Here is a 25,503-nt window from a genome sequence, read left to right on the forward strand (position 1 = left end):
CTTTCCTATCAAGGGAGTGCGACCTTGAGCGCTGTCTTCTTTACCACTATTTCAGTCAGTCACCGATGGCTTGATAACGTATGAAAAATCCGCGCTGCAGATTTTGTCCAGGGCAGTGAAAATTTCAGGGCCATGCCTGCTGCCGCACACCACATACACCAGCGTCTTTCCATCTTCCACGAAGGCATGCTCAATCATCGCTGCCATGCGCTCGCTCCTCTTGAGGGGTGTGGCTTCAAGGTCGATTTTTTCTTTCTTGCAGTCCACCGCTGTACTGGTGCCTGCTTCATATCTTTCATCCAGCAGACGCTCGTAAATGACTCGAGTAGTGCCCGCGTTTATCAAGGGAGGCGTGGCGACAAGCGAAATATTGATCGCTTTGTCAATGTCATTGACGTGACTCTCGCCCAGAAAGATAACGGTGCGGGCTCTTAGGCGACGTTCGATCTTCAATAGCTGGGCCCTGATGTAGGTGAGCGCTTTGTCTACCTTGGTTTTGACGTTCGCTAGATCGAGATCAGTTCGGTGTCCGCTGGGCATCACATCATCCTTTTGTGGGGAATACAGTTACTCAATGTCCGGGTCTGTCCTTGCGCATGTGGGGGTGAAAACAGTGCTTACTCCAACACCCACTCCGCCAACTTCCCTGTCACTTGCGTCATCAACACATTTTCAACATCCCGTGCACCCGCGGCACTGCACTTGGCCAATACCGCCTGCACAATCCCGGCATCAAACTCAAACTGTTTCCCGGTCGCTGCCTTATACCGTCCGCGCAATTTCTCCAGCTTCGCCAACACAATCCCTTCCAGCGTCGCCTCATCCAGCGGTCGATACGCGACCACCGTCATGCGCGCCAGAAACGCCGGGCGAAATGCTTGCAGCAACACCTTGTGCAGCGCTTCGTTGAAGGCATCTGTACCGAGTTGCGCCACCGGCGTATCGAGCAACAACTCAGCCCCAACATTACTGGTGGCGAGCATCACGGTGTTTTTGAAATCCACCACCAACCCGGTCCCGTCCTCCATCACGCCTTTATCGAAGACGTTATAAAAAGCCTCCAGCACATCCGGGTGGGCCTTTTCGATTTCATCGAGCAGCACCACCGAATACGGTTTGCGCCGCACCGCTTCCGTCAGCACGCCACCGCTGCCATAACCGACGTAGCCGGGCGGGGCGCCTTTGAGTTGGCTGACGGTGTGGGCTTCCTGGTATTCGGAAAGGTTGATGCTGATCAGGTTGCGTTCGCCGCCATACAACGCATCGGCCAAGGCGTAAGCGGTTTCGGTTTTGCCGACGCCGGTGGGGCCGACCAGCAGGAACACGCCGACCGGTTTCTGCGGGTCGGTGAGGCCGGCGCGGTAGGCTTGCAAGCGCTGGGCGATGGTGCCTAGGGCGATGCTTTGGCCCATCACCCGTTGGCCCATACGCTGGCCGAGGGTGCGCACGGCGTGAGCTTCATCGGCGAGCATTTTGCCCACCGGGATGCCGGTCCAGCCGGCGATCACGGCGGCGACGGTTTTGGTGTCGACCTGTTCCGGCACCAGTGGGTCGTCCTGGCGAATCGCGTCGAGTCCGGCTTCCAGCCGCACCAGTTCGGCGGCCAGGTGATCGATGCGGCTGTCGGTGCCTTCGTCCGGTTTGTCGCTGTCGGCGCGTTCGCTCAAGGAGAGCAACTCGCGGCGGGTTTCCAGCAGTTCGCGCACGGCGACCCGTTCTTCATTCCAGCGCACTTCCAGTTCGCGAATGGCCTGCACATTGGCGACGGATTCGGTTTCCAGCAGGGTGATGCGTTCACGGTGATCGAGCCCGGTGGCCTGTTCGCGACGCAGGCGTTCGACTTCATCCTTGAGGCTGTTCTGGCGATGACGCAGGCTTTCCAACGGCGGCGGCACGTCGTGCTGGCCGAGGGCAACCCGGGCGCACGCGGTGTCGAGCACGCTGATGGCCTTGTCCGGCAATTGGCGTCCGGAAATGTAGCGATGGGACAGTTTCACCGCTTCATGAATCGCGGCGTCCAGCACTTGCACACCGTGATGCTGTTCCAGTTTGGCGGCAACGCCGCGGAGCATTTCCACGGCGGTGATTTCATCCGGTTCCTCGACTTGCACCAGCTGAAAACGCCGGGCGAGGGCCGGGTCTTTCTCGAAGTATTTTTTGTACTCCAGCCACGTGGTGGCGGCCAGGGTGCGCAACTCGCCGCGGGCCAGAGCCGGTTTCAGCAGGTTGGCTGCGTCGCTGCCACCTTCTGCGCCACCGGCGCCGATCAGGGTGTGGGCTTCGTCGATAAACAAAATGATCGGTTTTTCCGCGCTGCGCACGGCGTCGATCACGCCTTTGAGTCGCTGTTCGAACTCGCCCTTGACCCCGGCACCGGCCTGCAACAGCCCGAGGTCGAGCACCCGCAGGCTGACTTCCTGCAACGACGGCGGCACGTCCCCGGCGGCGATGCGCAGGGCCAGGCCTTCGACCACGGCGGTTTTACCGACACCCGGAGCCCCCACCAGGATCGGGTTGTTCTGCCGACGCCGCAGCAAGATGTCGATGCACTGACGGATCTCGCCATCGCGCCCGACGATAGGGTCGATACGCCCGGCGTGGGCATCGGCAGTCAGGTCCTGAGTGTACTGATCGAGCACTGAATCCTGTTTTGGCGCTGAATGGCCAGCCACGACTGGACGCGTACCGCCGACGTGCTCGCGAGAGCTTTCGGTCCATTCCAGCAGGTTGCTACGCAACGCCTCCCGGGGAATCTTCAACAGCGATGAAGCACTGTTGAGCAGCAGGCTGCGGCGTTCATCACGGTCGATCAAAGCGAGTAGCAGCAAGCCCGAGCGAATGCTGTCCAGTCCCAATACGCTGGCCTGGACCACCGCATCTTCCAGCAGCCCGGTGGTGTGCGTCGACAGCGCTGGAGTGCGGGTGCTGCCGGATTTGAACAGCTCCAGCGCCTTGTTGATTTCTGCGGTCAGGGCGTCGCGCTCCAGGCCGAAGCGTGGCAGCAGCCAGGCAAAGTCACCGCCCTCGATGTCCAGCAACTCCAGCAACAAATGCTCGATTTCGACGTAGTGATGACCCCGTTGCAGACAGCGTTGCGCTGCCCGTTCCAGGGCGCGGCGGTTGTCCGGGTTGAGGCGTCCGATCAGGCTGGCCAGTTCCATGTTCAGGTAATCTCCAGCTGACGAAGACGGGTTTCGATGCGTTGCACGGCGAGGCTGGTCTGACGTTGCAAACCGCCGTTCCAGCTGAGCAGCGGCGGCGCCTCGCGACCGAGTTTCATCGGGCCTGCGCCGCGCACCAGCAACACCAGGGTGCAATCCAGATCCGGGCCGAAATACAGCGCGCTGAGGCTGGCCAGCGCCGGGTGCGATTCGCCATCCGGCAAAAACCGCGCAGCCTGGGCCGAGGTCAACGGGCCAAGGGTCAGGCGATAGCCGGCATGCTCATCCCAGACCCGAGTGCCGGCCACCGCCGTGCGGCCCAGTTGCAGGTTGCGCCCGCCCGGGATCATGCGGCTGCGGCTGGCGGGCGGGATCTCGCGCCAAGCGCCTTCGTAGGCGCTGAGTTCCACCGGCAGTTCGAAGTGCTCGCGCACGATGGCAGCGAAACCGGCGAGGGAGCGGCGCCCGTCGGCGAACAGCGCGCTACACGCCAGCACGGCAGAGTCGGGCACGGCTTGGCGTTCTTGCAAAGATTTGGGCAACAACCCGGTCAGCGCCCTCAACTGAGCCTGAACCGCCGAGGCGCCGGGGACGGTGAACCCCACGGCAATCCGGTGTTTGCGCATCACCTTGTACAACAGGCTCAGCAAGCGATGCTGGAACAGGTCGAGGAACTCGGCCGGTGCATGATCCTTGGCTCGAGCCCGTTGTTGCAGCCATTCCTGATAGGCGTAGGGCAGGGGACCGTCAGGGCCACCGAGGCCGAACACCGGTGTGCTGAGGATCGGACGCTCGCCGGGTTGCTGGGTCAGGCTTTCGATTTCGCTGGCGGCAAACAACGGCGTCAACGGCCCGCGCAGGCGAATGGCTTCCGCCTGGGGTGAGGTGCCGCTACCGAGGGATTCGGCTTGCGGATGTTCACGCTCCAGCAGCAAGAGCGCCTGCAACAGTTCAAACGCTTGCGGATCGCGTCGTAGTTTTTCACTCAGGTTCAGAGGGAGAGTGGCATGCCGGCTTGGGGTTGCCATGTTTTCACCTCCTTGTCTGACTGGACCAGGACCGTGCGCACGAAGCGATTGGCCGTGGCATACAGTGAAAAGAATTGCGCCAGCACGCCCGAAAACAACACCGCGCTGCTGCCGACAAAATGCTGCGAATCAAGTTGCAAACTCACTTCCAACCCATTGCGCCAACCGCGCCAGGCGTCTTCGCCGACATGGCCGATCACTCGCTCGCAGCCAAGGCTCAGCAAACCCTCGATCTGCCGCAAGGCGCTGGCCTCGTCACGCAGGTTGTGCAGCTGGAGAATTTCCTTGAGCGCATCCAGCGCCTGCGGTCCTTCGACCAGCGACAAATGATTGAGGGTCAGTTGCGACACCAGCCGCCAGCGCGATTCACCCTCCAGTCGCGGCAAACTTTGTGGACTCGGCGGGTTGCGCAGGCGTGCCCAGGCCACCGGCCCCGGTCGCTCAAAACCCAACGGCGTGCCTGCCGGAAGGCTCTGGGCCAAGTGTCGATTGGTGCACAGCAACTCGGCGGTGAGGCTGTATTCGACGGCCTCGGAAAGTGGGTCGAGCCGGGTGTCCACCAAGCTCACCAACACGTCGGTGCCCAGCCGATTCGGGGTCATGCCGCTGACCCGTCGTGCATGCCAGTAGCACTGTTTATCGCCGCCACCATGCTGGCTGCCGTAATAGGCCGGCACCCGTTGCACGCCTTGGCGGGTGGTGGCGCGCACCGCGCGGATGCTATGGATCTCGACACTGTTTTCCCGGTGACTGTCGGCCACCAGGCGGTACTCGCTGCGGGTGCCGTCCGGGCGCAGGGGCTCGGAGGTACGCGGGAACAGGTTGATCACCGGCGCGCAACCGAGGGCGATGTCGCTGGCCTGAAGGTGCATGCGATGGGTCGGCGGGCGGTCGAAGACGATGTAAAGAAACAGCGTCTGGCTGTCGCTGCTGGCGCCGGCCAGTGGCAGGTCAAAGAAGTTGAATTTGTCCGCGAAGGCAAAGTACTCGGCGAGCAGGCGCATGCCGGGATGCACACCGTCCTCGTCCGGCAGCAGGACTTCGTCGCTGGCAAACCCGACGATCTCAGGCAGCCCTGCCAACACCGACGGCACGCTGCCCGCCGGCCCGGCCAACACCTTCACGGCGTGGGCGCCAAGCAGGTCATACAGGCAGGCATTAATCACCGGGGACGCGGCCAAATGGATGCGCAGATGCTGGATGCTCAGCTCCGACCATTGGCTTTCACCCAGGCAACGCAGACTCAGGCGCAACGCCGAACGGGCCTGGGGCACACCGGTCAGGGCTTGGGCTTCGTCGCTGCCCAGCAGCAACGCTTCGTTGATTTCCACCGGCCACAATCGAACGGCTGCACTGGTGCGAAAGTGGATGCTTTCGCCCTTGCTGGTGGTGACAAATAACGGTGTGTCCCGTGGCAATGGATAGCCGCCAGCCAGATTGCCTTTGCTCGGGTCCGGCTCGAACTGCACGATCGCGCAGGACGGCAGCGGGCGCATGGCCAAGGGGTAAAGTTGTTCCAGCAAGGCATCGCTGAATTCGGCGTAGTCGTCATCGAGCCGTCGTTGCAGGCGCGCCGCCAGCAGCGCAAAACCTTCCAGCAGCCGTTCGACATGCGGGTCGGGGCATTCGCCGGGTGCCAGTTCCAGGCGCCGGGCGACCTTGGGGTAACGCTCGGCGAAAATGCTTCCGGCGTGGCGCAGCCAGGTCAGTTCGCGCTGGTAGTAGTCGAGCAGTTGCGGGTCAATCGAGTCGCTCATGACGCACCTCAAGGCCATCGCTGGCCCTCTCGATGACAAATGCCACGGGCCAGTGCTGCTGGCCGCTGCGCAACTCACCGACCAGGCGAATGCACAGTTGCTGCGGATGACCGGGCACCGGATCGACCTGAATTTCGCCCAAGCGCAGGCGCGGTTCGAAATGGTTGATGGCCTCGCGTACTTCCCGCGCCAACTGACGACGGTCATCGCTGCGCTGCTGTTGCAATGCAGTCCAGTCAGCGATGCCGTAGTCGAGAATGCTCGGTGGGGAGGTCAGCGGGCGTCGGCCGCGCCGGGTGTTGAACAAGCGCAGCAACTCCGTGCGGACCGAGTCGAGCAACCCCTGGCGGTCGAACACCTGCACGGTGTCGACCTCACTTGAGGCGAGTCGCTCGAACAACGGTGGGAGCATGCCGGTGCCTGCCATGGCCGACGCGTCCGCTTACTTGACGAGCTTGTTGGCAGCCATGTCCCAGGTCGAGGCGGCCGTACCTTCCTTGGTGCCGTCGTCTTTCTGGGCGGTGAGTTCCCATTTGATTTTGGTGAAGTTCAGGGAAAGGGTTTCCACCGGTTTGCCACCCGCGCCACCACTGACACTGACGTTGGACAGCACCACGTTGGTCAGGGTGTAAATGATGAACGGCATCAGCTGACCACTGCCTTCGGCGGCGTTGCGGCCGATGGTGATCTTGGCTTCCGGGATCGGTTTGCCGGCGCAGCAATACTCGTTGAGTGACGGGGTGGAACTGTCGACGAATTTGGTCAGGGTGAACTCGCCGATGTGTGGCTTGCCGGAGGTCCGTTCCGAGTTGCTGACGTCGTTGGTTACCTGCATGGCCACGTTGTGGCTGTAGGACATGACTTCGATTTTGTCCGCGTAGCCCTCGAGCAGACTGTCGCCTTTGATGTCGCCGCCGAGGTCGAGAATGATTGCATCCATCGCATGAAACTCCTGAAGAAATTCAGATTAGGCAAATGAGCTGTCGAGTCGAACACTGAACCTGTGGCGAGGGAGCTTGCTCCCGCTGGGGCGCGAAGCGGCCCTAAAAATGGGACTGCTACGCAGTCCAGCGGGTGCAAGCTCCCTCGCCACAGTTTTCGGTGATCAGGCAGCTACCGGTGGCGGCAGGGTCGCGACCAGGCGGATCGACGCGGTCAGCTCTTCGAGCTGGAAGTGTGGTCGCAGGAACACCGTGGCCTTGTAGGCGCCCGGTTTTCCGGCAACCTCGGTCACATCTACCCGGGCTTCACGCAACGGGTACTGCGCCTTGATCTCTTGCGGCGCGTTGTCGTTGATCAGCACGTAGTCGGCGATCCAGTTGTTGAGGTAGGTCTGCACGTTGTCGCGGGTCATGAAGCTGCCGACCTTGTCGCGCATGATCACCTTCAGGTAGTGCGCGAAACGCGAGGCGGCGAGCACGTACGGCAACATCGCCGAAATCCGTGCGTTGGCGTTGGCCTCGTTGGTGTTGTAAAGCTTGGACTTGTTGGTGGTCTGGCCACCGAAGAACACCGCCACGTCGCTGTTTTTCTTGTGGCACAGGGCGATGAAGCCGAGGTCGTTGAGCTCTTTTTCCCGGCGGTCGGTGATCGCCACTTCGGTCGGGCATTTGAGTGACAAATCGCCTGAACTGGTGCGGAAGGTATGGGCCGGCAGGCCTTCGACCGCGCCACCGCCTTCGGCTCCGCGAATTGCCGCGCACCAGCCGTACTTGGCGAAGGCCTCGGTGATGCGTTGCGACAAGGCCCAGGCGGCGTTACCCCACAGGTACTTGCCGTGGTCGCTGCCGTTGACGTCTTCGATGTAATTGATGCCTTCCACCGGCGAGGTTTCCGGGCCGTAAGGCAGGCGCAGCAGGAAATGCGGCAGCACCAGCGAGACGTAGCGCGAATCTTCGCTTTCGCGGAAGGAGCGCCATTTGATCAGCTCCTGACTCTCGAAGACTTTCGACAGGTCACGCGGCACGGCCAGCTCGGTGAAGCTGTTCATGTCGAACAACCTTGGGCTGGCGGCGGCAATGAACGGTGCGTGCGCAGCCGCGGCGACGTTCGACAGTTTCTCCAGCAGGCCAATGTCCTGCGGGTGCCGGCCGAAGGTGTAATCACCCACCAGCAGGCTGAACGGGTGGCCGCCGAAGGTGCCGTATTCTTCTTCGTAGATCTTTTTGAACAGCGCACTCTGGTCGAACTCGACGGCTTTCTCCAGATCGTTCTGCAGCTCTTTCTGCGTCACGTTGAGCAGGCGCAGTTTCAGCCGGGAACTGGTTTCGGTGTTCTGCACCAGCAGGTGCAGGCCACGCCAGGAGGCCTCGAGTTTTTGCAGGTCCGGATGGTGCAACACCTCGTTGAGCTGAGCGCTGATCAGCTCGTCGATCTGGCTGATGCGGTCGTTGATCATCGCCACGGTGTCCTTGTCGATGGCCATGCCTTCGTCGAGAACCTGGGTGGCGAATTCCGCGAGCATGTCGCGGGCATAGTCCTGTTGGCTGTCGTCATGGGCCATGCGGCCTTCGGCGATGATGCGGTCTAGCAGGGACAGACTTTCCGTGGTGCTTTCACTGATTTTGGAGGCGGCTGAAGCGGGCATGGCGACATCTCCCTAAATGAATGAGTGATCAGGCTTGCGGTTCTGCCGGGGCTTCGGTGTCGCCTGCGGGAGCAGCGGCAGCGGTTTCCGGACGCGCAGACTTGATCTCTTGCAGGCCCTCGGTATTGGCGATGACATCGCGCAACAGCTTGTCCAGGTCATCGTTGCCATCGAGCTTGGTCAGCAGGTCGCGCAGACGCTGGCGGGCTTCGAACAGGCGCCGCAGCGGGGTCACTTGCTCGACCACCTTGACCGGGTCGAAGTCGTCGATGTGTTTGAAATTGAGCTCGATGTTGAGCTTGCTGTCGTCGCCGCTGAGGGTGTTGGTGACCTGCAAGGTGGCGCGGGGGGCGATCGAGGCGAGCACTTCGTTGAAGTTGTCGCGGTCGATTTCGGTGAAGCGCCGTTCATTCAGTTTCGCGAGTGGCTCGAGGGGCTTGCCGGAAAGGTCGGCGAGAATGCCGACGACCAACGGCAGTTCTTTTTTCTCGATGGCGTTGCCGATTTCGACGTCGTAAGTGATTTGCACCCTGGGCGGGCGGACCCTGTCGAGCTTGTGCTGAGTACTTTCTGCCATGTTGGCTGACTCCGATGCATGAGCGGGTGCAATGCATCGGGAGGCCCGTTCATCGCTTTCCCTTGCTGGACCGTAGGTTAGAAAGGGTGGCAGATGGACCTGTCGTTCCTTTGACAAACCTTCCTCATTCGCCGTGTGGGCCGAACTACCCAAGAAGCTAGAACAGGTCTATAAAAAAGCAAGCGAAAACATTTTTGGACTGTCTCGAGAAAAGGAAAATTCATTTTGCTTGCACGTTTTTTTACTTTGGTCTTGTTCCTGACCCTCACCGGCTGTTCGTTATTCGGCCCCCGTGTGGACCTCGACAACCTGACCCTCGACGTTGCTCCGAAGGCCAACGACGACACCCCGATTGCCGTGGATTTTATTGCGGTGAACGACAAGGATTTGCTCAAACAGCTGTCGGGCATCACCGCGCGGCAGTGGTTTACCGAACGCGAGCAGTATCAACGCGACTACCGGCAGCTGATGACGGTCTGGGGGCTTGAGCTGGTCCCCGGTCAATTCATCGATAAACAACCCTTCCCGCTGGGGGGCAAGCGGGCGGCTGGACTTTTGGTCTTCGCCAGCTATAACACTCCCGGAGCACACCGGTTGCGGCTGGATGACCAGAGCAATGCCTGGCTCAAGTTCGACAGTCGCGAGATGACTTTGGTTGGCGACAGCCCGAACTGAATACATCGCAAGAACGCCCATGTGCGTGGCGACACTTAGACGTCGAAAGGAATCGTATGAGCCTGTTACCTGACGCAGTTTGCTGGCACGAGGGCATGCAGTTGTTGCCCCAGCATTTTCAGTTACAAGGGCTACGGGCCGAGGCGCTGGTGGCGCATTTTGCCCAGGCGTGTAATCCATGGTTCTGGGGCGTGAGTCGGGTCGAAGTCGACCCCGGCGCACTGAGTGCCGGGCTGGTGCGGTTGCTCCATCTGCAAGCGACAATGCCCGACGGTTTGCCGGTCAATCTGCAAGCCGGTGTGGGGCCGACACTGGAGCTCGACGTCAGCGAAGCCATCAACGCCACCGACGACGCCACGGTGACGGTTTTTCTGGCGGTCAGCCCGTTGTGGCGTGCCGGGCAGTTGCTGCCGCTCAAGGGCCGACTGCAATCAGTGGTCGGCGATGCGTTGCCGGATTTGACCAGCGGCGAGTCCCCCGAATCGATCACCGTGTGGCGTCCGAATCCGCGGTTGTGCACGCAGTTGAACAAGGCCGACTCCATCTGCCTGCCGCTGCTGAAAATCCGCAAGGAGGGCGGCGGTTTTATCCCGTTGCCTTACACACCACCCACCCCCAGCCTGTTGCCGGAGTCCGTCATCGGCCGTCGGGTGGCCGGTTTGTGTGCCCGGGCACGGGAGAAATGCATGTTCCTCGCCGGGCGTTTGCGTCAGGCGCAGCAGGCCGGCAATCAGGACGACGCGATGGAAATTCGTCGCCAGTTGACCGCACTCTGGGCCCGGCTGCCGGAAGTCGAAGGCGCGTTGAGCAGCCGTCAAGCCAACCCGCAAACCCTGTACGGCCTGTTGCTCGGGCTGGCTGGCGCCTGGTCTGCATTGGACCCGTTGGCCGGTGTGCCGCCGTTTGCACCGCTGGATTTTCTGGAGCTGCAACGCGGCTATGAAGCGGTCCTCGACTGGCTGGAGAAAACCCTCGAATTGATTCGCGCCGGCTATCGCAGCCTGCCGTTTGCGCGCAGTGAACAGAGCTTCTCGATTCAACTGCCCGACGATCAGCCAAGCCAGCGCTTGGTCATCGGTTTGCGCATGCCCAACGGTGTGGGCGAGCAAGCCGCCAGCGAATGGCTGAGCGGCGCGATCATCGCGTCGCAGCCGCACATCCCGTTGCTCAGCCGCCAGCGCATGAGCGGCTTGTCCCATCAGGCCATGAGCCGTAACGAGCAAGTGGCCTACAGCGTCGGCGACGATACGCGGTTGTTTGTGGTGACGGCCGAAGGCCAATGGTTCGACGGGCAGTTGCCGTTGCTGATTGCCGCGCCAGCCTCAAAACCGGCGAGCAGCCCATGGCAAGTGGTGTTGTTTGTGACCCAGGCGAGCGAAAGTGCTTGATCAAGGAAGGGGCGTCATATGTCTGAGGGAAATGCCGGGGCGGGTACACGAGGCCTCCACGAAGCACCGCTGAGCAGTGCCTTTCGCGAGGCTTGGCTGCAATGGTCCGAGGAATGGAACCAGCTACCCAAGGACAATGACGACGAGGCGCTGGTGGAGGCCGTGGTCGAACTGTCTACGCAAATCTCCCAGCGCCTGTGGCGAACGGCGTTCGCTCGGGTCGGCGATGCTGCGACCGAACAGGTCAAGGCGCTGGTCTATGCCTTTGTCGCACTGATCGATGAAACCCTGTTGTTTACCCCGTGGCCGGGCCAGTCCGCCTGGCAGGAAAAGCCCCTGGAGTCGAGGATGTACGCCAGCCGTCAGGCCGGTGAGAGGCTGCCGTTGGCCATCAAGACGTTGCTGGACGAGCAGATTCCCACCACCCGCGACCTCGCCAATGTCTATTTGCAGTGCCTGGTATTAGGGTTTGAGGGGCGGCTGCGGGGCGAGCAGAGTCAGGCTCAACATGAAAAATTACGCCTGGCGCTGTTCACCTTTGCCTGGCAGCACGAAGCGGATTATGTCGATGTCAGCACCAGGCTCGCGCAACCTTCGGCCGTGCCGCCGGTGCAGTTGCCCGTGCGTCAGTCGTTGCCCGATGGCTTTCGCCTGGGCCTGGGGATTCTCGCCATGATCCTGTTGCTGACCGGACTCGGCCAGTTGTTCTGGCGGGATATTCGCCAGGAACTCGAACCGGTCTTGCAGATGACTGATTCGGTTGCCACCTCGGAGCAAGACTCATGAGCACCCTGGAGATTATCGGTCTGGTCATCGCCGTGCTATTGGTGCTGAGCATTATCGGGGTGGCGGTCTGGTGGTTGCGCACCCAGAGCGGAGCGGCGATCCGCAGTTTTTATGCCTCGGTGCGGCACATGGAGCAGGAGCAGGGCGCTCAGGACCGTTACCAGATTCCATGGTTGCTGATGCTCGGCAACGAAACCCAGGGCACACAGTTGTGCAGTCAGTGGCACCTGCAACCGACGGACAAACCGGCCTGGTTCGGGCGCTGGTGGTCGGACCCCGAAGGCGCGGTATTGGTGGTGCCACAGGCGCTGTTTCTGCCGGATGAAGGCATCAACCTGCAACGGGGCGGCTGGTGGCGCTTGTTGGGGTTGATCTTGCGCTTGCGCAGCAGACGGCCACTGGACGGGGTGATCTGGACCGTGCCGGTCAGTCACCTGGGCAATATCGAACAGGCCGCGACCCTGGGCCTGGCGGCTCGCCGGCGGTTCATCGATCTATTGCAACGGTTCGGCCTGAGCCTGCCGGTGTACGTGGTCATTACCGGCATGGAAGAGCTGCCGGGTTTTCAAGAGTTGATCACAGCACTGCCGGTCGAAACCCGCGAGCAGGTGTTGGGCTGGTCCTCGCCCCATGGCCCCGATGCGACCTGGCAAGCGCAATGGAGTGATCAGGCGCTGGACCAGGTTAACCGCGCCTTATCGGAGTCAATCATCGAAATCGGTGCCTTGTCCGGCCATTTGAGTGGCGAGCTATTTGGTTTGCCGGAACGTCTTGAAGCCTTGAGGCGCAACCTGCAAACCCTGCTGGAACCGGTTTTTCAGGGCAATGCCCAAGGTGAGGCGCCGCGTTTTCGAGGGGTTTATTTCACCGCCAACCAGCCTGCGCAGGACGCTCTCAACGGATTCTCGGCCTACGACACCGGGTTGCAGCAAAGTGCGTTTGCCCGGCAGTTGTGGCAACGGCGTGTGGTCGCCGAACGGGGGGTGGCTCAGGTCGTGCCCCGGCTGTTGCGCCTGCGCCAGCGTTGGCAGCGATTGACCGGTGTGGTGGCGCTGGTGGTCGGTGTGGTCTGGGCCGTGAGCATGCTGTGGGTCTGGCAGGACTCGGTCAAGGAGGCTCATGAACTGTCGCGCCTGCTGCAAGGCGCGCAGAAGAATTACGTGGCGGTTACGGATGAGTCTCATCGACTGGAGTCGACCCGGCGCAACGTCCAGGGTTTCTGGCGAGTTCTGGAGAAGGCCCCGCACTGGAGTTTTACTTGCGTGGTGTTTCCCACCTCCTGGTTCTCGTCCCTGGACATGCAACTGGAGAATCAACTGCGCTTGACCGCTCAGAGCCATTTGTTGCAGCCGTTGCACGGCCTGCTGAGCGCGGAACTGGTGCAACTCAAGGCCATCCGCAATACGGAGCGACGTGGCAACGTCGAAAGCGAAGACCCGGCCCAATGGCAGAACTATGCCAAGGCCAAAGATCTGGTGGAGCGCGCGGTACGTCTTGAGCAACAGAATCAATGGTTCAATCAGGCGTTGAACAACCCCAAGGCTCCGCTTGAAGACCTGGCATTGTTGAGCAACAACGCTTTGTCCCTGAACCTCAATGTCGGCACGTTGCGCCATGCCGGTTTTTACAACCGGGTGTTGCTCGATACCGATGGCGGCGACTTCAAACCGCTGGACCTGGCCATGGAGCGCTCGACGATAGAGGAAAACTTTTCCGGGCTCATGGAACGCTGGCTTGACCAGTATTTTCTCGCGGACAACTTCGTACGCCAGGCCGGTTATCTCAAGTTGCACCTGGAGCGGCTGGAGGCCGGCAGTGGCAATTCCCTGACTGAGCTTGAGGACCTGCGGGCGCTGATCGACGATCTGCAAGCGCTGATCGGCCTGACCAACTCGGCGTGGAGTCGCGGCAAAGGCCAGGATCTGGTACCTGGCTATCGCGAGATGATGGGCAAGGTGCGCCAGAGCACCTTGCTCGGCCCGCAGGTCGAGCAACAACTGGATCAGCAAGCGTCCAAGTTGCAGCAGAGTTTTCGCGATCAGTGGATCGCCCAGGCAGGGGCCAGAGGCAACTTGCTGGTGCAACAAGGTAGCGGGCAACTGACGTTACAAGAGCATGTCAGCCAGTTGAACAACGCGGTGCAGGCCCTGTTCAAACGCGACTTCGTGGCCATTGCCTTGCGTGCGGATCAGTCTGATGCCAGTGACATGCAAGGCCAGAACGTCGATGGCGATGACCTCAACGGAGCGCTGAACTATTTCTCCAGTTACAAGCGTTACGCCGCCGAAGAACTGCCGCGCATCCCGCCGGACTATCGCGGTGCGTTGCTGCAGGCCGCTGAAGGTGCAGCGGCCAAGGCCATGTGGTTGAGCCTCAAGGAGCACAATGACCAGTCTCCTGCCTATGGGGTGTTCAATGTGCAGGCGCCTCAGGCGGTGGCCTTGCAGAAAGCCTTTGTCGAGTTACGCCGCAGCGACCTGGCGACGCGTTTGCAAAGCGCCTTGAACCGCCGCGCCCTGAACCAGGTGGTCGACGGCCTGGGTGAAATCGTCGCCCAGCCGCTCTTCAGCGAGCGCACTGAAATCAGCCAGTGGGACGGCTCGAAAAACCTCGGTCTGCAACTGTATGGCGCCAGCGACGTGCAGGATTTGAAGCTGAGTCTCAAGCAGCAATTCAATACCATGCTGGGTATCACCGAACGGCGCACCTCGGCGCTGGAGTGGTTGAAAACCCAGCAGCAGAATCTCTCGGCGCTGGATTACGAGCGGGTGACACAATTCAGCGCACTCAACGATGAACTGCTCAAGTATAAGGACCAGAACCCCGCCAGTTCGCCGGCCCAGATCGAGCAGTTGGTGAGCCGCGACTTCATCGAAATGGATGCCACGTCCTGCGGCCAGATCCTGCAAACCGCCAGCCTGTCCGGCGGGCGCGGGACGTTGGCCATGCGCGCCCTGGATCTACAGCAAAGCGCCATGCAACGCTGTCAGTACCTGCAACAGCGGCAGGCATCGGCGGCGTGGAACGACCTGGCCAACTATTTCAATCAATACCTGGCCGAGCGCTTTCCGTTTGCCAATGGTATTCAGGCTTCCGATGCGGACCCTGCGCGGGTTCAGCATTTCCTCGAACTGATCGACAAGCGTTTGCCCGTGGCCCAGGCCGGATTGCAGCTCAGTCAGACGCCGGAGCGCCTGGCCGCTGAGGATTTTCTCAACCGGTTGAAGCAGGCCAGTACCTGGCTGAGCCCGCTATTTGTGCGGGACAAGAGCGGCATCCTCGGCGTTGAAATGGACGTGCGCTGGCGCACCGATCGAGAGGAGGAGCGCGGTGCCGATCAAGTGATTGTCTGGGGGCTGGATGCCGGCAATCAACAGATCAGCTACCCCGGCGAGGCCCAGCCGAACCTGCGCTGGATGGTCGGCCAACCCGTCCGGCTGACCTTGCGTTGGGCCAGAAACGGCTACCAGCGCCCGGCCAACGATCCGTTGCAGCCAAGCCTGGTAGTGCGCGATCTTGAAGCCGGTTGGGAGTACAGCGGTCCGTGGTCGTTGCTGCGTTTGATCCGTTCGCACCAGTCGGTGCAGCGCCAGCCGAATATGGATTACACCGATTTTCCGCTGACGTTGCGCTTGCCGGTAACGGCGCAGACCGCCACTGCTGAGCAGACCCTGATGTTTGTTCGCCTGTCGCTGATGACCCAGGGCTCGAAGCTGCCGTTATCCATTCAGCCGCTGCCCACCCGAGCGCCGCGTTCGCCGTTCATGGTGACAGGGGCGACCGCGAACCTGATGAACAATGAGGAGGGACTGTGAGCCTGCCTTCAAAACCGTTACCGGAACTGATTGTCCGGTTGCTTGAGCCGATCAGCGAGGAGGCACCTTGCGGTCAGGATTTGCGCTATGAACGTGAATTCGACCAGGCGCGTGAACTGCGCCGGGAGGACGACACGAGCTTGCCGACGGGCGTCTGGCAGTCGTCGATCAAACGGGCGCAATGGCCGGAACTGGAAAAACTGACCACGACCTTGCTGCTGGAACGCAGCAAGGACCTGATGCTCAGCGCCTGGCTCGGTGAGGCCTGGTTGCATCAGGACGGGCTGGAAGGGTTGCCGGGCAGTCTCGCGCTGGTTGCCGGGTTATGCGAACGCTATCCCGAGCATCTTCATCCTCAGGCTGAGGACGGTGATCAGTCATGGCGGGTAATACCGCTTGAATGGCTGTCCCGGCGCTACAGTGAAGTGCTACTGACCCGAGTGCCGTTGCTCGATCCGCGTAACAGCGAATTCGATGGCTTGTGTCTGGATGCCTGGCGGCGTTTGCAGTTGCAACAGGTGCTGGTCAATGACAGCAAGGCGGCGAAAGCCTCGGTGGAATCTGCGCGCAGTGAACAGAAAAATCTCACCGAACAGATTCGCGCAACGCCCCTGTCATTCTGGTTGCGCAGCCAGGGCTGTCTGCTGATGAGCCTGCAACATCTGCAACGACTGGAAGGCTGGAGCGATGCCTATCTCGGCACTCAGGCCCCGGGCTTCAAAGCTTTGCAGGACGTGATCGAGGCGCTATTGACGCTGGTCCAGGAGTTCATTGCCATGCACCCACGACAGTCAACCGAGGTACCTGTCGGGGCGCCACCCGTGGCGGCGTCCAGACCTGTCGATGTGCCGCAAGCGACGTCGACGCCTCAGGTGTTTCGCGAGCCGGCGAGTCGCGACGAGGCGTATCGACAATTGCTATTGATTGCCGAGTACCTGGCGCGTACCGAACCCCACAGCCCTGTCCCGTACTTGATCAAGCGCGGGGTGGAGTGGGGCAACAAACCTCTAAGCGAACTGTTGGGCGAACTGATCTCGGCCGACGCCGAATCCCGGCGCCTGTGGACGCTGTTGGGCGTCCTTTAATCAGCGTACTGGCACGGCCGTGATCGGTGCGGGCAAGGCAATGGGCGTCAACACCTGCTGGCCGGAAAAGAACGCCACCAGGTTTTTCCCGACCAGTTCAACGGTCCCTTGCGTTGCCTCCGGGGACAGCCCCGCGACATGGGGTGACAGGATCACGTTGGTCAACACCTTGAGTGCATCCGGCACATGAGGTTCGGCATCGAACACATCCAGTGCGGCGCCGGCAATGCGTCGCTGCTCAAGCGCGCTGATCAGGTCGGCGGTGACGATCACGCTGGCTCGGGCGATGTTGACGATGAACCCCAGGGGGCCCAAGGCGTCGAGTACCTGTCGGTTGATCAGGTGTTTGGTGCCCAGGCCGCCGGGGGTGGCGACGATCAAAAAGTCTGATTTGCGTGCCAGCTCGGTAGGCGTCGAGCAGAAGCTGTACGGCACATCGCTGCGATGCTGGCGGTTGTGATAACTGATCGGCATGTCGAAGCCGTGGGCGGCGCGTTTGGCGATGGCCATCCCGACCGCACCGAGCCCCAGGATGCCCAGGTGCTTGCCCGCAAGGGAAGGGCGCATGATTTTCGGCCACTCACCCCGGCGCACGGCGGCGTCGCAACGGGGAATGTCACGCACCAGAGACAGCAGCATCGCCATGGCATGGTCGGCGACTGAAGAGGCATTGACGCCGGCGCCATTGGTGACCGTAATGCCCCGGTTGGCGGCGGCTTGCAGGTCGACGTGTTCATAGCCGGCGCCGATCACGCAGATGATCTTGAGAGTGGGCAGGGCGACGATTTCGTCGGCATACAAGCCCAATGGGCCACGGGTCAGCACCGCATCGATCTGGGCGCCATGCCGTTTGATGGCGTCGGCGCGCTCGGCTGGTGTAGGAGCCAGAATCAGGTGAAAACCCTGATGTTCGAGAATCGGCAGGTAATCATTGATGGTTTCAACCAGTACCAGAACGGTTGCGGGCATGCTGGGCTCCTGTGGGCATCGGAAAGTCGGGGCTCGAACGTCGCTTCAGATTGCTGATTGCGCAACGGTCTGGCAATTACCAAAGATAGCAGGCTTGTGGCCTGCGACCTCAGTGTAGGAGCGTTCCATAGCTCTTCCATCTCCACAGTGTTCAACACTTTTGCGAATGCACCGTTCGGGAGAAACAACAAGGCCCCGTCCATTGCTGGCGGGGCCTTGGGTTCGCTGCGCTGTGTTTATCTCAGCCAGTCGTCGTCGCGGCCTTTTCAACGACCGTGTCCGAGGTGAGAAACGTCCGGGCTGCGTCAAGAATTTCATCGGACAAGGCGTCACCACGGGTGGCGCGGGCCAGGGTCAGGGCACCGACCATCAGCGAATAATCCACCAACGCTTTTTGCCGATTGGTTTCGGGCTGATCCGCGCCCATCAGCGGTGCCAGCATCTGCAGCAATGCCTCCAGCCCTTGGGTGTAGGTCTGGTGCAAACCGCTTTCTGCGGTTTCATGACACATGTCGCCGGCAAACGCGGTCACCGGGCAGCTTTCACCCGGATTGTCGCGATTGGCCGCGGACAGGTAGGGCGCGATGATACTCTCGCGGGCCGAGAGGCTGTCGTCGTTAGCCTCTATTTTCTGCTTCCAGCGTTCCATGGATTGGGTGAACGCCCGGGTGCACGCCTCTTTCGCGAGTGCTTCCTTGGATTCGAAGTGACCATAGAAGCCGCCATGGGTGAGGCCGGCCGCGCCCATCACATCGACGACACTGATCCCGTGCAGGCCGCGTTCGCGAAACAGACGCGTGGCGGCCTCGACGATGATCTCGCGGTTGAGTTCGGCTTGTTTGCGGGAGACTCGGGGCATTGGCGGCTCACAGGTATATAAAAGGTAAAAATCAGCTGGCGTATTGGGCTATGCCATTGCCAAACGACCAGTTCTCTTTCTTGACCTCCACCAGATTGATGAACACATCTTCCAGCCGCACTGCCAGTTCCGCGTTAAGGCTCTCGGCGATGGTTTTGTAGAGGAGTTTTTTCTGCTCGATGGTGCGGCCTTCACTCAGGGTGATCTGAATCACCACCAGATTGTCGGTGCGATTGATGCCCAGATAGCCGGGGTCAAAGATGAAATGCTGTTCGTCGTGCTCGGCAAGAATCTGGAAATTATCGTTCTCCGGCACGCCAATGGCGCTGTGCATGGCGGCGTAGATCAATTGCCCGACACGTTTGGCGTAAGTCGGGTCTTGATGCTTTTTGATGTCGACGCGAACGAGTGGCATGAGAGGGCTCCGCAGGTAAGGGCTGCCGGTCAGCAGTCAGGATCGAAATTACATGATGGCAATCCTTTATTAAATAGATTTTTTAAAACATCTATTTAATAAAGGGTGCCAGAGGATCTGATCCGCACCACCACTCCTCAGCTAAGTCTTTGCTTCTGCTCATTAATCCCGGACAATCGCGCCCCTGTTTCGGCCAGGGCGCTGCCTGTCGGATTTTTCCGACTCGTCCTGACCGGGTAGCAACTGACCGGAATGCGGAGATCCCACCGGATGAATGATCAGGCCAATAGCGTCGACGAACGCTATGTATCGGCGGCACCAGCGACGCTTTCGAGCTGGAATCGCCATGACACCACCTGGATGCTGGGCCTGTTTGGCACGGCCATCGGGGCTGGCACGCTGTTTTTGCCGATCAACGCGGGTCTGGGCGGCTTCTGGCCGTTGCTGGTCCTGGCGGTGTTGGCGTTCCCTATGACGTTTTACGCACACCGTGGCCTGACCCGCTTTGTGTTGTCCGGACGTGAAGGCGCGGACATCACTGAAGTGGTGGAAGAGCACTTCGGGATCAAGGCTGGCGCGCTGATCACCTTGCTGTACTTCTTCGCGATCTTCCCGATCCTGCTGATTTATAGCGTGGCCCTGACCAACACCGTGGGCAGTTTCCTCGAGCATCAACTGCACATCATGCCGCCACCGCGCGCCGTGCTGTCGTTCGTGCTGATCCTCGGCCTGTTGGCGGTGGTACGTTGCGGCGAGCAAGCGATCGTCAAGGCCATGAGCCTGATGGTTTATCCGTTCATTGTTGCGCTGCTGTTCCTCGCGGTGTTCCTGATTCCTCACTGGAACGGCGGCATCCTCGCCACCGCGTCGACGCTGCCAGAACCGTCGGCACTGCTGCACACGCTGTGGCTGGCGATACCGGTGATGGTGTTCTCGTTCAACCATTCGCCGATCATCTCGGCGTTCGCAGTGGACCAGAAGCGTCGTTATGGTGATCACGCTGAAGAGCGCAGCTCGCAGATCCTGTCCCGCGCCCACGCCTTGATGGTGGTGATGGTGCTGTTCTTCGTGTTCAGTTGCGTGCTGACCCTGTCGCCAGCGCAATTGGCTGAAGCCAAGGCGCAGAACCTGTCGATCCTGTCGTACCTGGCCAACCACTTCAGCAACCCGACCATCGCCTTCGCAGCGCCGTTGATTGCGTTTGTGGCCATTTCCAAGTCATTCCTGGGCCACTACATCGGCGCCAGCGAAGGTCTTAAAGGTCTGATCGTGAAGAGTGGCAAGCGCCCGGCACCGAAGACCCTGGATCGCATGACTGCCGCCTTCATGCTGGTGGTCTGCTGGATCGTTGCCACGCTGAACCCGAGCATTCTCGGGATGATCGAAACCCTCGGTGGCCCGATCATCGCCGCGATCCTGTTCCTGATGCCGATGTACGCAATCCGCAAGGTTGCGGCCATGGCGCGTTATCGCGGTCAGGCTTCCAACGTCTTCGTCACGGCGGTGGGCCTGGTGGCGATTTCGGCGTTGATCTATTCCCTTACTGCCTGACCAGCACTTTGATCGTTCCCGCGCAGAGTGGGAATGATCAGTTAAGGGGGCAGCCCAAAAAAAACGCCGCTCATCTCACGATGGGCGGCGTTTTTTATTGCGTTGAAAACGCTCAACACCTGACCCAGAGCCGACATTCCGTGCACTTAGCGATTAAGCTTGAGGTTGCATAAACGCGTCATAGAGCGTTTGCCGAGGACTTTTCCCGGCCAGTCTATCTTTCTCTGGAGACGCTTCATGGCTCAGGCTCGCGGCGCATCGGTGCAACCCCGTGCCGATACACCCAACCGTTGGCTGGATGTGTTGGCCGGGCTGTCGATCGCCGGTTTGTTGTTACCCGAGGCGGTCGCCTATTCAAGCATTGCCGCGTTACCGCCCCAGGCCGGCGTGATTGCGTTATTTGCCGGTCTGCTGTGTTACGGGCTGTTCGGCACCAGCCGTTTTGCCATCGTTTCTGCTACGTCTTCTTCGGCGGCGGTGCTGGCTGCCGCCACAGCCACTTTGGCCAATGGTGACTCGGGCCTGCGCATGACCCTGGCGATCGGTCTGGTGCTGGTGACGGGTGGGTTTTTCCTGCTCGCCGGGTTGCTCAAGCTCGGTAGCGTGACGTCGTTCATTGCCAAACCGGTGCTGCGAGGCTTTGCCTTCGGCCTCGCAGTGACGATCATCCTCAAGCAAGTAGCGAGCATCGTCGATGTGCACTTGAGCAATGGCAACCTGATCCGTTTCCTGCCGCAACTGATTGAACAGTTACCACAGTGGAACCGGGTCGGCGCGCTCGTGGCGGCCGTGTCCTTGCTGGTGCTGTGGCTGTGCACGCGGGTCAGGCGTTTACCAGGAGGTTTACTGGTGGTGGCGCTCGGCATCGCGGCCGGCCAATGGCTGAACTTGCCGGCCTATGGGGTGAAACTGATCAGCGTGATCGATCTGAGCCTGGAAGTGCCTCGTCTTCCCGTGCTGCCGTTTGCCGACTGGCTGCGCCTGGGTGAATTGGCGTTTGCCATGGTGATGATTCTGTATGCCGAGTCTTACGGATCGATCACCTCGTTTGCGCTCAAGCACGGCGACCGTGTGTCCTCGAACCGCGATCTGCTGGCACTTGGTGCGGCCAATCTGCTGTCGGGCCTGTTCCATGGCATGCCGGCGGGCGCCGGTTACTCTGCAACATCGGCCAACGAGGCGGCGGGTGCTGGATCGCGTCTGGCGGGCGCGGTAGCGGCGGGGGTGGTGTTGCTCATCGTCTTGACGGTGTTGCCCTGGATTGCCCTGACCCCCGAACCGGTGCTGGCGGCCATCGTCATTCATGCATTGGCGCGCGGCTTGAGCCTGCAGCCCTTGGGCCGTTATTTCATCTGGCGCCGCGACCGTCTGCTGGTGATCTGTGCCGTGGCGGCGGTGCTGGTGCTGGGTGTGCTGGACGGTTTGTTGGTGGCGGTTGTGATCAGTGTGGTGCTGATGCTCAAGCAAATGTCTTCGGCAGATATTCAAGTGCTGGGGCAGATAGGCAGCGGTCATGATTTTGTCGATCTGCAACGCCACCCTCAGGCCCGCGAGATCCCCGGTGTGCTGATTGTCAGGCCGAGCGAGGCGCTGTTTTTTGCAAACGTGGAGCGCATTCTCGGCGGTGCATTGCATCTGGCCCGCCACGCGTTACCGCCGGTTCATACGATTATTCTCAGTCTGGAGGAGACTCCCGATCTGGATGGCACGAGTATCGAAGCGTTGGAGGCGTTCTTTTTGCAGGTGCGGGCCGAGGACAAGTTGCTGATCCTGGCGCGGCTCAAACACGAGGCTAACGCGGTGCTGTCGAAGTTGCCGACGCAGGAGTTGGAGCAGGTGATACTCAGCGGTTTGAGTGTTGACGGTGCCGTACAACAAGCCCTTAAGCCGACCGCATAACCCTTGTGGGAGCGAGCCGGCTCCGGGCGGCGTTCCGACGAAGGCGGTGTGTCAGTCAGCATAGATGTGGCCGTCAGACCGTTTTCGTCGGAACGCCGCCCGGAGCCGGCTCGCTCCCACAAGGGTTAGTGCAACTCTTGCAGGCATAAAAAAAACGCCGCTCATCTCACGATGGGCGGCGTTTTTTTATTGCTGTGTAACGTTAGGCTTGAACGACCGGGATGTTGGCGTTCGCAGCAGCTTCACGGAACTCGGCGATCTGGTCGAAGGACAGGTAGCGGTAAACATCGGCCGCCATGCTGTCGATCTTGCCAGCGTATTCCATGTACTCCTCGACGGTCGGCAGGCGACCCAGGATGGAAGCCACAGACGCCAGCTCGGCCGAAGCCAGGTAGACGTTCGCGCCATCACCCAGACGGTTCGGGAAGTTACGGGTCGAAGTCGACACAACAGTCGAGTTCGGCTCTACACGTGCCTGGTTACCCATGCACAGCGAGCAGCCTGGCATTTCCATGCGCGCGCCGGCCTTGCCGTAGATGCCGTAGTAGCCTTCTTCGGTCAGCTGGTGAGCGTCCATTTTGGTCGGCGGCGACAGCCACAGACGGGTTGGAAGCTGACCTTTGACCTGTTCCAGCAACTTGCCGGCAGCGCGGAAGTGACCGATGTTGGTCATGCACGAACCGATGAACACTTCGTCGATCTTCTCGCCAGCAACGCTGGACAGCAGACGGGCGTCGTCCGGATCGTTTGGCGCGCAGAGCACAGGCTCTTTGATGTCGGCCAGGTCGATTTCGATGATTTCAGCGTATTCGGCGTCAGCATCGGCAACCATCAACTCAGGGTTGGCGATCCAGGCTTCCATCGCTTGAGCACGACGTTCCAGGGTACGCGCATCGCCGTAGCCTTCGCCGATCATCCAGCGCAGCAGGGTGACGTTGGAGCTCAGGTACTCGGTGATCGACTCTTTCGACAGCTTGATGGTGCAACCGGCAGCCGAACGTTCGGCCGAAGCGTCGGACAGCTCGAAAGCTTGCTCGATGCTCAGGTTGTCCAGGCCTTCGATTTCCAGAATGCGGCCGGAGAAGGCGTTCTTCTTGCCTTTCTTCTCGACAGTCAGCAGGCCAGCCTGAATCGCGAAGTAAGGAATGGCGTGAACCAGGTCACGCAGGGTGACGCCCGGTTGCATTTTGCCTTTGAAGCGCACCAGGATCGATTCCGGCATGTCCAGCGGCATAACGCCGGTGGCCGCAGCGAACGCAACCAGACCGGAACCGGCCGGGAACGAAATGCCCATCGGGAAACGGGTGTGCGAGTCACCACCGGTACCGACGGTGTCCGGCAGCAGCATGCGGTTCAGCCAGCTGTGGATGATGCCGTCGCCCGGACGCAGGGAAACGCCGCCGCGGGTCATGATGAAGTCTGGCAGGGTGTGGTGGGTGGTCACGTCGATCGGCTTAGGGTAAGCCGCGGTGTGGCAGAAGGACTGCATCACCAGATCGGTCGAGAAGCCCAGGCACGCCAGGTCTTTCAGTTCGTCACGGGTCATAGGACCGGTGGTGTCCTGAGAACCGACGGTGGTCATTTTCGGTTCGCAGTAAGTACCTGGACGAACACCTTTGCCTTCTGGCAGGCCGCAAGCCTTGCCGACCATTTTCTGTGCCAGGGTGAAACCCTTGCCGGTGTCGACAGGTGCTTCAGGCAGTTTGAACAGATCGGTAGGGCCCAGGCCCAATTCAGCACGGGCCTTGTCGGTCAGGCCGCGACCGATGATCAGCGGGATACGGCCGCCAGCACGAACTTCGTCCAACAGCACCGGGGTCTTCATTTCGAAGGTGGTCAGGACTTCGTCAGTGCCGTGTTTGCAGACTTTGCCAGCATGCGGATACAGGTCGATCACGTCGCCCATGTTCATGTTGGTCACGTCGAATTCGATCGGCAGTGCGCCAGCATCTTCCATGGTGTTGTAGAAGATCGGAGCGATTTTGCTGCCGAAGCAGAAACCACCGGCACGCTTGTTCGGCACGTAAGGAACGTCGTCGCCGAAGAACCACAGTACCGAGTTGGTCGCCGATTTACGCGACGAACCGGTACCGACCACGTCGCCAACGTAGGCGATCGGGAAGCCGGCGTTGCGCATTTCTTCGATCTGCTTCATCGGACCGGTGACGCCCTGGGCGTCAGGCACGATGCCTTCACGGGCCATTTTCAGCATGGCGAGGGCGTGCAGCGGGATGTCCGGGCGGGACCAGGCATCAGGAGCAGGGGACAGGTCGTCGGTGTTGGTTTCGCCGGTGACCTTGAACACGCGCAGGCTGATCTTGTCGGCCAGCACCGGGCGGTTCTTGAACCACTCGCCGTCAGCCCAGGATTGAAGCACGCCTTTGGCGTGAACGTTACCGTTCTTGGCTTTTTCAGCGACGTCGTGGAAGGCGTCGAACATCAGCAGGGTGTGCTTGAGTTCTTTGGCGGCTACTGGCGCCAGTTCGGCGTCGTCCAGCAGGTTAACCAGAGTCACGATGTTGTAGCCGCCCTGCATGGTGCCGAGCAGTTCAACAGCGCGTTTCTTGTCGATCAGAGGGGATTTTGCTTCGCCTTTGGCGAGGGCAGAGAGGAAGCCGGCCTTGACATAGGCCGCTTCGTCCACACCTGGCGGAATGCGATTGGTGATCAGGTCAACGAGGAAAGCTTCTTCGCCAGCCGGGGGATTCTTCAGCAGCTCGACCAGGCCTGCAGTTTGTTCGGCGTTAAGCGGCTGGGGAACGATACCCAGTGCTGCACGCTCTTCGATATGTTTGCGGTAGGCTTCAAGCACAGTTATTACCCTCATCAGTGGTCCCAAATGGGTGTCCGGGACGCTCATCCCGAAATTGCCGTACTCATGCGCTGCGTGGCGTTGTGGGCCACTTAGCCAGAATTACCGACAATTCCTTACAGAAGCTGCTTTCAAAGTT

19 protein-coding genes are annotated in these 25,503 nt (G+C 60.6%); 7 read left to right on the forward strand and 12 right to left on the reverse strand.

The features are described 5' to 3' along the window. Window positions 1-51: 51 nt before the first annotated feature. The 8 genes from ACYZTW_RS14240 to tssB form a co-directional block, all read right to left on the reverse strand. Window positions 52-540, reverse strand: a complete 489-nt coding sequence (locus tag ACYZTW_RS14240; RefSeq protein WP_462005407.1) for a hypothetical protein — start codon at window positions 538-540, stop codon at window positions 52-54. A 77-nt stretch (window positions 541-617) separates the two neighbouring features. Then, the gene (gene tssH, locus ACYZTW_RS14245) at window positions 618-3,161 is read right to left on the reverse strand and encodes a type VI secretion system ATPase TssH (protein ID WP_462005408.1); all 2,544 of its coding nucleotides are present in this window, start codon (window positions 3,159-3,161) and stop codon (window positions 618-620) included. Between the two features lie 2 nt (window positions 3,162-3,163). Further along, window positions 3,164-4,189: a type VI secretion system baseplate subunit TssG gene (tssG, locus tag ACYZTW_RS14250; RefSeq protein WP_462005409.1), complete on the reverse strand. Its 1,026-nt coding sequence runs from the start codon at window positions 4,187-4,189 to the stop codon at window positions 3,164-3,166. Continuing rightward, on the reverse strand, window positions 4,153-5,946 hold the full coding sequence (gene tssF / locus ACYZTW_RS14255) for a type VI secretion system baseplate subunit TssF (protein ID WP_462005410.1): 1,794 nt from the start codon (window positions 5,944-5,946) through the stop codon (window positions 4,153-4,155). The genes tssG and tssF overlap by 37 nt, the downstream gene beginning before the upstream one ends. Beyond that, complete coding sequence (gene tssE, locus ACYZTW_RS14260; protein WP_462005411.1) at window positions 5,930-6,373, reverse strand: type VI secretion system baseplate subunit TssE; 444 nt, start codon at window positions 6,371-6,373, stop codon at window positions 5,930-5,932. Before tssE ends, tssF begins: the two co-directional genes overlap by 17 nt. A 15-nt stretch (window positions 6,374-6,388) precedes the next feature. Further along, window positions 6,389-6,886, reverse strand: coding sequence for an Hcp family type VI secretion system effector (locus tag ACYZTW_RS14265; protein WP_462005412.1), 498 nt, complete (start codon window positions 6,884-6,886; stop codon window positions 6,389-6,391). A gap of 165 nt (window positions 6,887-7,051) precedes the next feature. Further along, complete coding sequence (gene tssC, locus ACYZTW_RS14270; protein WP_462005413.1) at window positions 7,052-8,533, reverse strand: type VI secretion system contractile sheath large subunit; 1,482 nt, start codon at window positions 8,531-8,533, stop codon at window positions 7,052-7,054. Between the two features lie 28 nt (window positions 8,534-8,561). Continuing rightward, window positions 8,562-9,110, reverse strand: coding sequence for a type VI secretion system contractile sheath small subunit (tssB, locus tag ACYZTW_RS14275; RefSeq protein WP_008149836.1), 549 nt, complete (start codon window positions 9,108-9,110; stop codon window positions 8,562-8,564). 225 nt (window positions 9,111-9,335) lie between these two features. On the opposite strand from tssB, the gene ACYZTW_RS14280 reads away from it, so the two are divergent. From ACYZTW_RS14280 to tssA, 5 genes are read left to right on the forward strand one after another with little or no spacing between them, the layout of a single operon-like run. Further along, the gene (locus ACYZTW_RS14280; RefSeq protein ID WP_462005414.1) at window positions 9,336-9,785 is read left to right on the forward strand and encodes a type VI secretion protein; all 450 of its coding nucleotides are present in this window, start codon (window positions 9,336-9,338) and stop codon (window positions 9,783-9,785) included. A gap of 56 nt (window positions 9,786-9,841) precedes the next feature. After that, entirely contained in the window at window positions 9,842-11,173 is a 1,332-nt protein-coding gene (tssK, locus tag ACYZTW_RS14285; protein WP_462005415.1) for a type VI secretion system baseplate subunit TssK, read from the forward strand. 18 nt (window positions 11,174-11,191) lie between these two features. Then, window positions 11,192-11,959 (forward strand): DotU family type IV/VI secretion system protein, encoded by a 768-nt coding sequence (locus ACYZTW_RS14290; RefSeq protein ID WP_462005416.1) that lies wholly within the window; start codon window positions 11,192-11,194, stop codon window positions 11,957-11,959. Next, window positions 11,956-15,774, forward strand: a complete 3,819-nt coding sequence (locus ACYZTW_RS14295; RefSeq protein WP_462005417.1) for a type VI secretion system protein — start codon at window positions 11,956-11,958, stop codon at window positions 15,772-15,774. The genes ACYZTW_RS14290 and ACYZTW_RS14295 overlap by 4 nt, the downstream gene beginning before the upstream one ends. Beyond that, entirely contained in the window at window positions 15,771-16,859 is a 1,089-nt protein-coding gene (tssA, locus tag ACYZTW_RS14300; protein ID WP_462005418.1) for a type VI secretion system protein TssA, read from the forward strand. The genes ACYZTW_RS14295 and tssA overlap by 4 nt, the downstream gene beginning before the upstream one ends. On the opposite strand, the gene ACYZTW_RS14305 is transcribed toward tssA, so the two are convergent. The 3 genes from ACYZTW_RS14305 to ACYZTW_RS14315 form a co-directional block, all read right to left on the reverse strand. Then, entirely contained in the window at window positions 16,860-17,828 is a 969-nt protein-coding gene (locus ACYZTW_RS14305) for a 2-hydroxyacid dehydrogenase (RefSeq protein ID WP_462005419.1), read from the reverse strand. 241 nt (window positions 17,829-18,069) lie between these two features. Continuing rightward, the gene (locus ACYZTW_RS14310; protein WP_462005420.1) at window positions 18,070-18,687 is read right to left on the reverse strand and encodes a TetR/AcrR family transcriptional regulator; all 618 of its coding nucleotides are present in this window, start codon (window positions 18,685-18,687) and stop codon (window positions 18,070-18,072) included. A 31-nt stretch (window positions 18,688-18,718) separates the two neighbouring features. Beyond that, on the reverse strand, window positions 18,719-19,102 hold the full coding sequence (locus tag ACYZTW_RS14315) for a tautomerase family protein (protein ID WP_008149859.1): 384 nt from the start codon (window positions 19,100-19,102) through the stop codon (window positions 18,719-18,721). A gap of 270 nt (window positions 19,103-19,372) precedes the next feature. On the opposite strand from ACYZTW_RS14315, the gene ACYZTW_RS14320 reads away from it, so the two are divergent. Together ACYZTW_RS14320 and ACYZTW_RS14325 are read left to right on the forward strand one after the other, a co-directional pair. Next, entirely contained in the window at window positions 19,373-20,653 is a 1,281-nt protein-coding gene (locus ACYZTW_RS14320) for a serine/threonine transporter (RefSeq protein WP_462005421.1), read from the forward strand. 237 nt (window positions 20,654-20,890) lie between these two features. Next, window positions 20,891-22,552, forward strand: a complete 1,662-nt coding sequence (locus ACYZTW_RS14325; RefSeq protein ID WP_462005422.1) for a SulP family inorganic anion transporter — start codon at window positions 20,891-20,893, stop codon at window positions 22,550-22,552. 202 nt (window positions 22,553-22,754) lie between these two features. Here the strand turns inward: ACYZTW_RS14325 and acnB are convergent, their stop codons facing one another. Beyond that, complete coding sequence (gene acnB, locus ACYZTW_RS14330; RefSeq protein ID WP_123364375.1) at window positions 22,755-25,364, reverse strand: bifunctional aconitate hydratase 2/2-methylisocitrate dehydratase; 2,610 nt, start codon at window positions 25,362-25,364, stop codon at window positions 22,755-22,757. Window positions 25,365-25,503: the final 139 nt, after the last annotated feature.

The sequence above is a fragment of the Pseudomonas sp. LB3P25 genome (genome assembly GCF_054897985.1).

Excerpts from the sequence above, each read along its gene's own strand:
- tssH (WP_462005408.1), bottom strand. The coding sequence starts at position 3,161 with ATGGAACTGGCCAGCCTGATCGGACGCCTCAACCCGGACAACCGCCGC.
- tssC (WP_462005413.1), bottom strand. The coding sequence starts at position 8,533 with ATGCCCGCTTCAGCCGCCTCCAAAATCAGTGAAAGCACCACGGAAAGT.
- ACYZTW_RS14290 (WP_462005416.1), top strand. The coding sequence starts at position 11,192 with ATGTCTGAGGGAAATGCCGGGGCGGGTACACGAGGCCTCCACGAAGCA.
- ACYZTW_RS14325 (WP_462005422.1), top strand. The coding sequence starts at position 20,891 with ATGGCTCAGGCTCGCGGCGCATCGGTGCAACCCCGTGCCGATACACCC.
- ACYZTW_RS14240 (WP_462005407.1), bottom strand. The coding sequence starts at position 540 with ATGCCCAGCGGACACCGAACTGATCTCGATCTAGCGAACGTCAAAACC.
- ACYZTW_RS14295 (WP_462005417.1), top strand. The coding sequence starts at position 11,956 with ATGAGCACCCTGGAGATTATCGGTCTGGTCATCGCCGTGCTATTGGTG.
- ACYZTW_RS14265 (WP_462005412.1), bottom strand. The coding sequence starts at position 6,886 with ATGGATGCAATCATTCTCGACCTCGGCGGCGACATCAAAGGCGACAGT.
- tssE (WP_462005411.1), bottom strand. The coding sequence starts at position 6,373 with ATGGCAGGCACCGGCATGCTCCCACCGTTGTTCGAGCGACTCGCCTCA.
- tssK (WP_462005415.1), top strand. The coding sequence starts at position 9,842 with ATGAGCCTGTTACCTGACGCAGTTTGCTGGCACGAGGGCATGCAGTTG.
- ACYZTW_RS14315 (WP_008149859.1), bottom strand. The coding sequence starts at position 19,102 with ATGCCACTCGTTCGCGTCGACATCAAAAAGCATCAAGACCCGACTTAC.
- ACYZTW_RS14320 (WP_462005421.1), top strand. The coding sequence starts at position 19,373 with ATGAATGATCAGGCCAATAGCGTCGACGAACGCTATGTATCGGCGGCA.
- ACYZTW_RS14305 (WP_462005419.1), bottom strand. The coding sequence starts at position 17,828 with ATGCCCGCAACCGTTCTGGTACTGGTTGAAACCATCAATGATTACCTG.
- tssF (WP_462005410.1), bottom strand. The coding sequence starts at position 5,946 with ATGAGCGACTCGATTGACCCGCAACTGCTCGACTACTACCAGCGCGAA.
- tssG (WP_462005409.1), bottom strand. The coding sequence starts at position 4,189 with ATGGCAACCCCAAGCCGGCATGCCACTCTCCCTCTGAACCTGAGTGAA.
- ACYZTW_RS14310 (WP_462005420.1), bottom strand. The coding sequence starts at position 18,687 with ATGCCCCGAGTCTCCCGCAAACAAGCCGAACTCAACCGCGAGATCATC.
- tssB (WP_008149836.1), bottom strand. The coding sequence starts at position 9,110 with ATGGCAGAAAGTACTCAGCACAAGCTCGACAGGGTCCGCCCGCCCAGG.